Here is a 13,009-nt window from a genome sequence, read left to right as displayed (position 1 = left end):
TACTGATAACAAAGGACTAACTTTGAGCATTAAAATCTAACCATGAAAGAGATATGAAAAACATGTTGTTTATGATGGTGCTGTTTTGTGTATCATCTTTGGCAGGACAAGCCCAGAATGTAAATGCGAACTCTTTTGATGATTCATTGCGTAGTGAAGCGGATAAGCTGTTGACGGAATGGATGGATGCTTTTCTGGCTTATCAGTGCACCTATTCCGATTCCGCACTTGATGGAGGAGTCTTATGCCCTGCATGTGCCCGTATGCATGGACGTATAGGTGATGCCGTACTTCCTTTGATGTATTTGGCAGAAAAGACCGGAAACCAAAAATATTTGCTTGGAGCCAAGCGCTTGATGGCGTGGATGGAGAATGTGCACCGTCCGGACGGGTCATGGATGAACGATGTACATGTATCGGATTGGAACGGTACGACGGTATTTGCAGCGATTGCTCTTTATGAAGCTTTGCATTATCACGGACATCTATTGGATGATTCAACCCATCATCATTGGAAACAGCGATTGGTAGAGGCTGGTGAGTTTATGATGAACAATCCTTTCATTTATAGCCGAAGGCGAGAAGGCATGAGAAATATGAATGTAAATTATTCTGCTTCAGCAACCTATGCACTATATGCTATCGGTGAAATGTGCAATCGGCCTGAATTTAAGAAGGAAGCCGAAGAGATAGCTCTCGGATTAAAAGAATATTTTACCGTGAATGACTGTTTCTTGTATGGCGAGGGACCTAATATCGCCTCAGAAACTCCAAACGGTTGCCGTCCGGTAGATTTGCTTTATAATGTAGAAGAATCACTGCCTAATATGGCATATTATGCAGTGATGGCAAACGACATGGAACTATTTTCGCTTGTGGAACGTTCCATGGATACTCATCTTGAGTTTATGTTACCCGATGGCGCTTGGGACAACAGTTGGGGAACACGAAGCTTTAAATGGACTTATTGGGGCGGGCGTACCAGTGATGGCTTTATGGGAGGTTATTATTTGATGGCTGCTGCCCGTCATCCGGAATATTTGGAAGCCATTCGCTGCAATATCCGTTTATTGAGTAAGGCTACCCATGGTGGACTTCTTTATGGAGGAATGCATTATTTTGCATCCGGTGTTTCTCCTTGTATTCATCATACATTTGGGCATGCCAAGGCGTTGGCTTCTTTTTTAGAACTGCCTTCTGTGAAAATGACTTCTTTGGAAAAGCTTCCCCGTGACTCCGTTTACGGAGTGAAGTTCTTTAAGGATATTCGTACGTGGCTTTTATCCCAAGGAGATTGGCGTGCCACATTTACCGGATATGACGCCGAATATAAAGTGAAAGGGACTCATCCAATGGGAGGTGCTCTTTCGTTGTTGTGGCATGCTCAGGCAGGACCTATATTTGCTGCGACTATGAACCGGTATAAATTGATTGAAGCTCCCAATATGCAGGACAATGTCCGTAAATATCTGATGGGAGGTACCCCCCGGGTTGAATCGATTCAGGATGAAGTTGCATATAGTAATCTGGACGATTTGAATACGGACATTACTTGTTTTATAGAAGACGGGTTCTGTCGATTTAATGTAAATTCTCATTTGGTTGATATCAATCAACAGTCTCCAAAGCAGGGAGAAGTACCGGTAGAGGTGAACTATGCATTTTCAGAACAAGGAGTGAGCATAAGCGTGGAACGTTGCAATGACTCGGCTTACCTTGTGTTGCCAGTTATCGCGTCGCCCAAAGAAGAGGTGAGGATAAGTACGCGAGAAGCTTCCATAAAAAAAAATAAGGGGATATTGTACATCACTTGCGAAGCAGGATATATAGATGTAGCACCGACAGATAGTGATGGACGAATCTTTAATCCGGTTCCAGGATTCTCTTTTGTACCTTTGCGAATAATACCGGAAAGTATTGGCAAGAAAATACAGATTAATATTTACTTTTGCTAATGTGTTTTATTTATTTGCCTCATAATAGATTACAAACATGAAAATACAGCAATATTTGTTAGTGCTTTTAGAAGTATTATTCCCCTACATGTTGAATGCCGATGTCACTGAAGATATTCACTTTTCCCATATTGGTTTGGAGGAAGGATTGTCGCATAGTACGATTTTTGCGATTAATCAGGATAAAGGAGGGAATTTATGGTTTGCGACGTATGATGGTGTGAATAAATATGATGGTTACAACTTTATTGTATATCGTCATCAATATACCAATCCCAAAAGTATTGCCAGCGATATATCCCGTTGCATCACAATGGATGATTCAGACCGGATTTGGATAGGAACTCGTGAGGGGTTGTCTCTTTACAATCATTATAAGGATGAATTTTCCAATTATTATTATAAGAGAAATGGTTTGAACGTAGCTGTGACCAGTATTATCCCGATAAAAAAAGATTGGTTGATGTTGGGTACTGCCGAAGGCATTCTGCTTTTTGATGTAAAGAAAGAGTGTTTCCTTTCGGATACATTATCCTCTTCTTTGCATGGATTGCAGCCGGCAGCTTTGGTACGCCAGGGTGATTGTATCTATATAGGTACTGAGGAAGGTGTATATATTTATACTTTGTCAAACGGTATTTTGGAGAAACTAGTGGATGTGCCTACTGGCATCCGGGTTCATGCCATTCTGTGCCAGATGTTTAATAGAATATGGCTGGCTACGGAGGGAGATGGACTTTATCTGTACGACATGAAGACAAAGGAGCTGAAGAATTACCGTTATGAAGATGGGAAATCAGGATTGAACTCAAACTATGTGCGTTCTTTAGCACTGGATACAGAGAATCGCCTATGGGTGGGAACCTATGGTGGATTGAATATCTACAAGGAGGGATCAGACAGTTTCTCGTCCATTAAAAGCTCTGAGATTCAGGAAGGAAGTTTATCGCAGAATTCAGTCCGGAGTATTTTCAGAGATTCGCAGGGTGGCATGTGGCTGGGTACTTACTGGGGAGGGCTGAATTATTATCATCCTTTGTGTAACCGTTTCCAGCGTATCAAACATGTCCCGTTCTTGAACTCACTCAGTAATAATGTGGTCAGTTGCATTGTTGAGGATAACAAGCATAATTTGTGGATTGGCACGAGCGATGGCGGTTTGAATTACTATGATAATGCCTCTCAGCTATATAAGAATTATCTATTCAATTCGGGCAATCTAGATGTACCTTTCAAGGATATCAAGACGGTGTATGTAGATGAGGTACAAGATAGAATATATGTGGGGGCACATGCCGGAGGAATGATGGTTTTACATCGTAAATCCGGTTACATAGAATATTATAATCGTCACAATAGCAATTTGCCGAGCAATAATATCTATTCTATTATTTCAGACGGGTATGGGGGGCTTTGGGTGGCATCGCTGGAATATTTATTGCATTTTGATATAGATAAACGCAATTTTACGATTGTTGATGTAGATGGGGACGGGCATAAATTGCAGCAATACAATCGCTTGTTGTTTTGTGACTCAAAGAAACGTATATGGGCTGGGGGAGAAATGGGAATTTCTGTTTTTAACCAGGTAGGTACCTCTTTGCTCCCTAATACGGATTTTCAGATAGCTTCTGTGTTGAAGCAAGCGTTTGTGAATTGTTTTTACGAAACATCTTCCGGATATCTGTGGATTGGAACACGTAACGGATTGTTTGCTTTGAAAGAAAGTGATAAGCAGTTTCTGCAATATACTACAGAAAACGGTCTGCCGAGTAATGTTATTTATGGAATTCTGGAAGATGCTTACGGGCGTTTATGGATAAGCACGAACCAAGGGTTGAGTTGTCTGAATTCGGAGAGTGGGAAGTTTCGTAATTTCACGATTATGGACGGATTACAAGGCAACCAGTTTAATGCTGGGGCTTATTGTCGAAAAGACAATGGCTACATGTTGTTTGGTGGAGTCAACGGCATTACTTCATTCCGTCCTGAAACGTTGATTGATAATCCTTATGCTCCCAAACCTGTGATCAATAAATTATTTGTTCATAATAAGGAGGTATTACCGGATGATGAAACCGGAATTTTAAAGGAAAGTATTACATACGTGAATCGTATAACTTTATCTTCATCTCAGAATTCATTCGCCATTTCTTTTGTCGTTTCCAATTATATAGCGGGTAAACATAATACATTTACCTACAAACTGGAGGGATATGATAATGTATGGTATAAGCAGAATGATATCAGCCTTGTTTCTTACTCCAATTTGCCAGCAGGGGATTACACTTTTTGTATAAAAGCAGCGAACAATGATGGTAAATGGAATGAGGAACCCGCCATACTTCATATACATATATTGCCGGTTTGGTATTCTACTTGGTGGGCGCTTTCCTTGTTTGCTTTGTCGTTTGCTTTGTTGGTGTTCGGTATCGTACGCTTCTTCTGGCTACGCAAGAGTATGCAGGCTGAAATACGAATGGAACGGCTTGATAAAGAAAAGCGGGAAGAGATAAGCCAGATGAAAATCCGTTTTTATGTTAATATCTCGCACGAGTTACGGACTCCGTTGACTTTGATTGTTGCGCCTTTGCAGGAATTACTTGATCGTATCAGCGGGCATTGGGAGCATGAGCAGTTGCTTTATGTGCAGCGGAATACCAACCGCCTCTTGCATTTGGTTAATCAGTTAATGGATTTCCGGCGTGCTGAGTTAGGGATATTTGAACTCAGGGCTGTGTATTCCAATGCTTATAAGCGGATATTGAACTGTTTTATGAATTATGAAAGTTTGTCTAAAAGGAAGGATATAGACTATAACTTCTATACAGAGTTGCAAGATAAAAATGTTATTTTCGATGAGAACTATCTGGATTTAATTGCAAATAATCTGCTTTCGAATGCCTTTAAATATACCGAAGTCGGCGAAAGTATCATTGTGAAACTTTACATAGAAGATGACAATCTTGTCTTGCAAGTAATAGATACTGGCATTGGCATCCCATTGGAGAAGCAGGAAAAGATTTTTGAACGTTTCTATCAGATAGAAAATGGACGTGAAGGGAGTGGTATCGGACTCTCATTGGTTCAACGTCTGGTGGAATTACATCATGGGCGGATTGTTCTACAGAGTGAAGTCGGTAAAGGTTCTACCTTTACGATTTATCTGCCGCAAGATGAATCCGTATATACACAAGAAGAGTTGTTAGGAAGAAGTGGGGATGAAGGAGAACAACGTGTATATTCCACCAATGCAAACGACATTTATATCGGTGATGACGAAAAGTTCGGGGAAGAAGTTAGTACGGATGAGGAAAACTGTAAACGTGGTACTATTTTGGTCGTAGAGGACAATAGGGAATTAAGGCAGTACTTGGTGAACGGCCTGTCTGCGCTGTTTGATATATTGGAAACGGAGAATGGGCAAAAAGCGCTGGATATACTGAAAGACAAGGATGTAGATTTGATTATAACAGATGTCATGATGCCTGTAATGGATGGCGTTAGGTTATGTAAGTTAGTGAAACAGAATCTACGTACTTGTCATATTCCGGTTTATATGTTGTCTGCCAAAGTGGATATCAAGTATCAGTTGGAAGGTTTACAGGTAGGAGCCGATGATTACATTGCCAAGCCTTTCTCTATGGAAGTGTTGAGAACCAAGATTCTGAATATGCTGCGTACACGTTATCGCATATTCGAGCGATATTCCAATATGACGGAAATAAGACCGGAAAAGCTTACGAGCAATACGATGGATGAGGAACTGTTGCGAAAGGCTATTGCTGTCGTTGAGAAAAACATGGACAATGTGGAATTTTCTACAGAACAGTTTGCGCGTGAGATGAATATGAGCCGTTCAAATCTTCATTTGAAATTAAAGGCAATAACGGGAAAATCGGCTATTGATTTTATACATAAGATACGTTTTAATCGGGCATGCCAGTTATTGAAAGAAGGAAAGTATACCGTTTCAGAAATCAGTTTTATGGTGGGATATAACACTCCTTCTTATTTTGCGGCACGTTTCAAGAAGTATATCGGTTGTTTGCCTACAGAATATGGAAAGAAATAGTATAAATCATCAGGTTATGAAGATGCGTATTATTGGAACGTTGATTACCATCTTGGGGTTGTCGGTCTCGTGGGGGCAAACGGATTTATGTCGGCCGTCTGTATTTAAGGATGGTAGCATTTGGAAAGGAAGTGATGTGATAGAAATGTTCACCTTGACCAATGCAAGCGGCATGTCTATCAAAGTGACAAATTATGCCGCTTCGCTGACTGACGTTTCCGTTCCTGACAGACAAGGGCAGTTTGAACATGTGGTTTTAGGATTTGACAGTCTGGAATCTTATCTGGAAAGACATCCTAAGTTTGGAGCCACCATAGGAAGGTTTGCCAATCGCATTAGAAATGCAGAATTCAGCCTGAACGGACAAACTTATCATCTGGAAAAAAACAATAAAGAACATTCCATTCATGGTGGAACAAACGGGTTCAATCGTCAAGTCTTTAAAACAGACACATTTTATACCGTCAAAGATACGGCTATCGTGGTATTCAAATACAAAAGTGCTCACTTGGAAGGTGGATTTCCCGGCAATATAGAGCTTTCAATAGCTTATAAACTGACTAATCATAATGAGATTGTTCTGGAATATACAGCTACTACGGATAAGCCTACGGTAGTTAATTTTACAAATCATAGTTATTTTAATCTAACAGGTTGCACCAGAAACGTGTTGAATCATATTTATAGGATTTATGCGGATTCCATAACTCCTACCGATTCCATGGGTATCCCTACCGGAGAGTTAATGCCTGTGGTGGGTACTGTATATGATTATACTTCTCCACAATCGGTGGAAAAAAGAGTACAGAAAATGGGAAAAGGATATGATGTGAATTATAGACTGGATAAATACCCAGGTTCGTTAGAGTTGGCAGCTATCGTAGTGGAACCTATATCCGGTAGAGTGTTGAAAGCATACACTACTGAACCGGGAATGCAATTTTATATTCCAAATTCAAATATGGATTATCTTATTGGTCATGGTGAAAAGAAATATGGCAGATATTATGGATTTTGTCTTGAAATGCAGCATTTCCCCGATGCTCCCAATAATCCTCAATTTCCTGCTACAAGTTTGTTGCCGGGAGAAATATATCGGCAGGTCACTATTTATAAATTTGAAACAATATCAGAATAATATATTTAATCAACTAAAGTTTACTAATTATGAAAAAGAAAACATGGAAAAGATGTGTATGTATGATTGGAGTAGTTCTTTTTGCGGTAACGGGTTTGAATGCCAATAATAGAGTGCCTGATAGTCCTATTAAGAAAACAAGAAGCAATACTTTTATTATAGAGAAAGAAAAAGCGTGGGAGCCGGCAGGTGAAGGTGTGGCCAGACAGATTATGGGCTATGATGGGCAAGTAATGTTGGTTAAAGTCAAATTTGAGAAAGGGGCTATAGGAACTCCTCACACGCATTACCACACGCAAACGACTTATGTGGTAAGTGGTAAATTTGAGTTTACAGTGGGTGATGAAAAGAAGATTGTGGAAGCGGGAGACGGTATTTATATTGAACCGGATATTTTGCATGGCTGCGTTTGTCTGGAGCCTGGAGTTTTGATTGACTGTTTTGCTCCGATACGAGCTGATTTCTTGAAATAAGCCTTGAAAAGATGTTTTGTACAATTTGTTTTTCGTGCAATCCAAGCAGATAAAGCTATTGCTTAATCGGATGATTTTCCTTTTGTGGTAATCTGTGAAGTTGTTTTTGCACAAAAATAGTGTGTAGTGAACAATATTGGTATGGAAAAAGTGTAAAAGTAAAAGTAACAAAAACAATACTTTTGCACTTTTTTTAGTGCTTGTCGTATGTTTGTCATCAGAAAAATTCTAAAGTTAAACCTTAGATTATTTATTATGTACAAATTGAAAGAATTGTTTTTAATGTTTATCCTCGCTTTTGTCAGTTTGGCTGCATACGCACAAAGTTTGACAGTAACTGGTAAGGTGATTGATAGTGAAGGATATGAAGTGATTGGAGGTAGTGTAACCATTAAAGGTGTTGCCGGTGTTGGAACAGTTACCGACGTAAATGGTAACTATACTCTGAAAGTGAATGATGCATCCAAAGATGTATTGGTTTTCTCGTATGTAGGTATGACTCCGCAAGAAGTGAAAGTCAATAACCGAAGTGTAATCAATGTGACTCTACAGGCTGATGCCGTATTACTGGAAGACGTTGTGGTAATTGGTTATGCTGCCGTTCCTCGTAGAGATTTGACCGGGTCGGTAACCTCCGTTAGCAGCAAAGAACTTTCTAAAGTGCCAGTAAGTGATGTTACACAAGCCTTGACCGGACGCATGGCAGGTGTGATGGTGCAGCAGAGTGAAGGTACTCCGGGTGCTTCCATTTCCGTACGTGTGCGTGGAGGTATCTCTATCACACAAAGTAACGAACCTCTTTACATTATCGACGGCTTTCCCAGTGAAGACGGTATGTCTACCCTCGACCCCGCTGAAATTGAAACCATTGACGTGTTGAAGGATGCTTCGGCCACTGCCATCTATGGTGCTCGTGGTGCCAATGGTGTAGTTGTAATCACTACGAAGAATGGTAGTAAATCAGGTGGCAAGGCTACAGTGACTTTTGACAGTTATGTCGGTGTCAAAAAGATTGCAAACAAATTGGATGTACTTAATGCCGGTGAATTTGCCAGATTGGATTACGAACGTACATTGTGGAGAATGGGTACAGGAGATTCCGGTGCGGATGGTATGACCAAATGGGAAGAGAGATACGGTAAGTTCAGCGATCTCGCTTCCATATATAATGGTCGCAAGGGTATCGACTGGCAAGATGAAACCTTGGGTCGTAATGCTATTACTCAAAACTATCGTGTAGGTGTATCCGGAAAGACGGAGAAGATGAATTACAGTCTGGCTTACTCATACTACAACGAAGAAGGTGCTATGGTATACAGCGGTAGTAAAAAGCATAACATCTCATTCAACATGAATCATGAGATAAACAAATGGTTAACGGTAAATTCACGTATCAGTTACGACCAGATGCGTGTGGAAGGCATGGGTACATCAGAAGGTGGTGACCGCTTCAACAAGATGCAGCACATCTTGCAGTATCGTCCTACAGTAGGTATTATGGGGGTAGATGAAGATTTATTATACGGCGAAGATCCTCTGTTGGCAGATGATAATGGCAACGTTATGCAGAATCCGCTGATTTCGGCAGCAGAAGAGCTCAACGATAGGGAATGGCGTACTTTCCAGGCCAATGGTGGCGCTACCATTAAGCTGCTGAAAGGACTATCTTTCCGTAGTACGGTAGGTATGCGCTATCAGACTCGCCGTAATGATGTATTCTATGGTGATGAGTCTATTACAGGTAAGCGTTCCAGTATTCAAGGTTCAATTACTAATTTGGAAAATAGCAGTTTTCAGACTTCCAATGTTTTGACCTATTCTTGGAAAAACAAAATTCATGACTTTACAGTCATTGCCGGACATGAATATGTGGAAAGATGGTCACGCAGCTTTTCTGCAAGTGCCAGTCAGTTTCCGAATGATGAAATAGGTTTGGGAGACCTCTCACTGGGTGTTCCAGGTGTTCCCACTTCCAGTGAAAACTACGATGATAAATTGCTTTCCTTCTTTGGACGTATAAACTACAACCTGATGGATAAATATCTTTTTACTGCTTCAGTCCGTGCTGACGGTTCTTCCAAGTTCGGTAAGAACAACAAGTGGGGATATTTCCCGGCTTTCTCGGCTGCATGGCGTTTAAGCGAAGAAGAATTTATCAAGGATCTGGGAATCTTCTCCGACTTAAAATTCCGCATCGGTTATGGACTTGCGGGTAACAATCGTATTGGTAGTTATCAAAGTCTTGCTCTTATGAATTCTGTTACTGCTGCCAATGGCAACGGTGCACAAGCAGGCTATGCTTCTCGTCAGGTGCCTAATCCCGATTTGAAATGGGAGGCAAATAAGACATTCAACGTAGGAATAGATTTTGGTTTCTTGAACCAGCGTATCACATTCTCGCCGGAATTCTACATCAATCGCAGTAGCAACTTGCTGCTGAATGCCAAACTGCCTAACTCTTCCGGTTATACTAGTATGGTTATCAACGCAGGCGAAACTCAAAATTCGGGTGTGGATTTGACTATCAATACGGCAAACATCGTATCCAAAGATTTTACTTGGAACACTTCGGTTACTTTCTCCCACAACAAGAACAAGGTTAAGAAACTGACAGGTGAAGATGTACAGTTGTATCTGGCCAACTTTGGTTATAGTGGTGCGGGGGCATCCCATCAGATTGGAGTAAATCAACCATTGGGACAATTCTACGGTTATGTGACTGACGGATTGTATCAGGTGGAAGACTTCAATTACGATGCTACAACCAAAACTTATACATTGAAGGACGGTGTACCTTATCATGGCGACAAGAAGAATATCCAGCCAGGTTACTGGAAATTTAAGAACGTGGACGGTAGTGAAGACAACCAAATTACTGAAAGTGATAAGACCATTATTGGTAATGCCTTGCCTGATTTCTATGGCGGTATCAACAATACTTTCAGTTGGAAGGATTTTGACTTGAGCATCTTCTTTACTTACAGCTATGGTGCGGAAGTACTGAATGCTACTAAGTTGACCAATACCAAGACTGCCCTTACTAATAAAAACGTTCTGTCGGTAGCTGATGATGCTCATCGTTGGGTGACTATTAATGCCAATGGTGAACTGATTACGAATCCGGAAGAACTGGCAGCAGTGAACCAGGGAAAAACAGTAGCTCATTTCGGTGATAACGGATCCAACAACACCTACATTCATTCTTGGGCCATTGAAGATGCTTCTTATTTGAAATTGAGTAATATCACTTTAGGGTATACCTTCCCCAAGAAAGTGATAAATAAAATTGGTCTGACCAAATTGCGTCTGTATGCAACGGGCAATAATTTGTTTACATGGACTCCTTATACCGGTTTCGATCCGGAAGTATCTACCATGAGTAGCGCGTTAACTCCCGGTGTCGATTTCGGTGCTTACCCCAGAAGCCGCTCTTTCGTATTTGGTGTGAACGTAGCATTTTAATTAGAATTAAAAAGGGAATAATAAGATGAAAAACAAAATGATATATGCGCTTGGCGCAATGATGCTTGTAGGGGTTACTTCTTGTGACCTGACTGAAAAGCCCAGCTCATTCTACGAGAAAGATACTTATTTCGTGACAGAAGGAAAAGCCCAGATGGCTGTAGTCGGAATCTATGACTGTCTTGAAACTACAGACTATTATGGACAAAATATCATGCCGTTCTTTGGGTCGGACGACATGTTCATGGTACGTGGAACCGGTTCGGACGGAACTCGCCGTGACATATCCCACTATCTGTACAATGCTTCTAATACTTGGATTGCTAGTGTATGGAGATGTGCTTACCAAGCTCTCGATCGTGCCAATGTGGCTATTGCCAGCATCGAGGCTATGTCAGGTTTTGCAGAAAACAAAAACCTGCAGGAAATTGACGGGCAAGCTCGATTCCTCCGTGCCTACATAGCTTTTGACCTAGTGAAATTCTTTGGTGATGTACCGTTCAGCACGGAATATACGAATGGTTTTGCTAATACATCCAAACCTCGTACCGACCGTGAGCTGATTTATGACCAAATCATCGAAGATTTGAATTATGCAAAAACATATTTGAAATCTGGTCGTGAAGTGGCTTCTTCTGAAATACCTTGTAGCGGTGCTGCCCATACTTTACTGATGCGTGTCTATTTGCAACGCGCTGGCTATAGCCTGAACTGTTCATCGCGTCAATTGACCCGTCCGGATGATACTACCCGAAAGGGATATTTTGAAGCGGTGATTAAAGAATGGGAAGCTCTGAAGGCTGAAGGCTACCATGGTTTTTATGCAGGTGGTTATGAGCAACTGTTTAAGAACTATTCTCAGCTGACATTGGACAATCAGGAATCTCTTTGGGAGATCGCTTTCGAACCCAACCAAGGTTTGAAGGACAATGCCGGTGTGTGGGCAACTTACAACGGGCCACTTGTAGATGCTCCGGGAAGTTATCCCGGCACAAGCAGTTATATGGGACGTGCCAATGCTTTCTTTGTGGTATTACCATATTGGAAGTCTTTCTATGAGTCAAATGAGGATGGAAGCATAAAGGATATACGTCGTGACGTGAATTTCGTGGACTATGCTATCAAGTGGAATAAAAATAAAGAAACTCAGGAAAAATCGCATACTTCTGCCGATATCAACAAAAATCTGAACAGATATCCGGGCAAATGGCGCAGAGAATGGATGGCTCCGGGTTTTGTGGATCCCAACAATACAGGCGTCAATTATGCTCCGTTGCGTTATGCCGATGCTGTTCTGATGGCAGCTGAAGCTTATAACGAAATCGGCAACACAACCGAAGCATGGAAATTATTGAATGACGTCCGTGTACGTGCCGGTGCTACTCCTATAAGTACAGCTAATTATTCAAGCTTGTTGAAGGCTCCGAAATTGTATGATTTGCCATTTATTCCGGATGGTGATGATGCCGGCAGATTCCGTACAGCATTGTATTGGGAACGTGCTTTTGAACTTTGCTACGAGGGTCAACGTAAATATGATCTATTGCGCTGGGGTATTCTGGAAGCATCTTTAAAAGCTGCTCAGAACTATATGGAATCATGGATTCCGGGACCAGATGAATATATAACGGATGCTGCACGTAAAGATTGGAATCCGGTGAAATGGGCTAAGTCCAATTACGTAGCAGGCCACAATTTTACCACAGGCAAGCATGAACTTTACCCCATTCCATTGGCCGAAATCCAATCGAACGCGGCTTTGAATGGAGAAAACAATCCGGGATTTGAGTAATTTCATTTTCTGGGTATGAACTGACAATGGATGGAGAAAGTATAAACATCTTACTGTTTCTCCATCCTTGTATGTAAGGATGATAATTTGAGCAGATATAACCTATAGAATATG

At 41.1% G+C, this 13,009-nt stretch carries 6 protein-coding genes; all 6 read left to right on the top strand.

The annotated features are described in order from the left end of the window. Positions 1-53 precede the first annotated feature (53 nt). The 6 genes from ACESTD_RS08235 (at position 54) to ACESTD_RS08210 (ending at position 12,895) form a co-directional block, all read left to right on the top strand. Positions 54-1,955, top strand: coding sequence for a hypothetical protein (locus ACESTD_RS08235; protein WP_373158764.1), 1,902 nt, complete (start codon positions 54-56; stop codon positions 1,953-1,955). Positions 1,956-1,992: 37 nt separating this feature from the next. Then, positions 1,993-6,030 (top strand): two-component regulator propeller domain-containing protein, encoded by a 4,038-nt coding sequence (locus tag ACESTD_RS08230; protein WP_373158765.1) that lies wholly within the window; start codon positions 1,993-1,995, stop codon positions 6,028-6,030. Positions 6,031-6,046: 16 nt separating this feature from the next. Next, positions 6,047-7,168, top strand: a complete 1,122-nt coding sequence (locus tag ACESTD_RS08225) for an aldose epimerase family protein (protein WP_373158766.1) — start codon at positions 6,047-6,049, stop codon at positions 7,166-7,168. Positions 7,169-7,197: 29 nt separating this feature from the next. Beyond that, positions 7,198-7,641, top strand: a complete 444-nt coding sequence (locus ACESTD_RS08220; RefSeq protein WP_016272381.1) for a cupin domain-containing protein — start codon at positions 7,198-7,200, stop codon at positions 7,639-7,641. A 255-nt stretch (positions 7,642-7,896) separates the two neighbouring features. Beyond that, the gene (locus ACESTD_RS08215) at positions 7,897-11,103 is read left to right on the top strand and encodes a TonB-dependent receptor (protein ID WP_061412115.1); all 3,207 of its coding nucleotides are present in this window, start codon (positions 7,897-7,899) and stop codon (positions 11,101-11,103) included. Between the two features lie 25 nt (positions 11,104-11,128). Further along, positions 11,129-12,895 carry a RagB/SusD family nutrient uptake outer membrane protein gene (locus tag ACESTD_RS08210; protein WP_022402187.1) on the top strand — a complete coding sequence of 589 codons (1,767 nt, stop codon included), beginning with the start codon at positions 11,129-11,131 and terminating at the stop codon, positions 12,893-12,895. Positions 12,896-13,009 lie beyond the last annotated feature (114 nt).

Source organism: Bacteroides sp. AR20 (assembly GCF_964250605.1).
In the GTDB taxonomy this organism is placed as follows: domain Bacteria; phylum Bacteroidota; class Bacteroidia; order Bacteroidales; family Bacteroidaceae; genus Bacteroides; species Bacteroides uniformis.
The sequence above is the reverse complement of the archived record's forward strand: the minus strand, read 5'-3'. Positions and strand labels throughout refer to the sequence as shown.

Excerpts from the sequence above, each read along its gene's own strand:
- ACESTD_RS08235 (WP_373158764.1), top strand. The coding sequence starts at position 54 with ATGAAAAACATGTTGTTTATGATGGTGCTGTTTTGTGTATCATCTTTG.
- ACESTD_RS08215 (WP_061412115.1), top strand. The coding sequence starts at position 7,897 with ATGTACAAATTGAAAGAATTGTTTTTAATGTTTATCCTCGCTTTTGTC.
- ACESTD_RS08210 (WP_022402187.1), top strand. The coding sequence starts at position 11,129 with ATGAAAAACAAAATGATATATGCGCTTGGCGCAATGATGCTTGTAGGG.
- ACESTD_RS08230 (WP_373158765.1), top strand. The coding sequence starts at position 1,993 with ATGAAAATACAGCAATATTTGTTAGTGCTTTTAGAAGTATTATTCCCC.
- ACESTD_RS08225 (WP_373158766.1), top strand. The coding sequence starts at position 6,047 with ATGAAGATGCGTATTATTGGAACGTTGATTACCATCTTGGGGTTGTCG.
- ACESTD_RS08220 (WP_016272381.1), top strand. The coding sequence starts at position 7,198 with ATGAAAAAGAAAACATGGAAAAGATGTGTATGTATGATTGGAGTAGTT.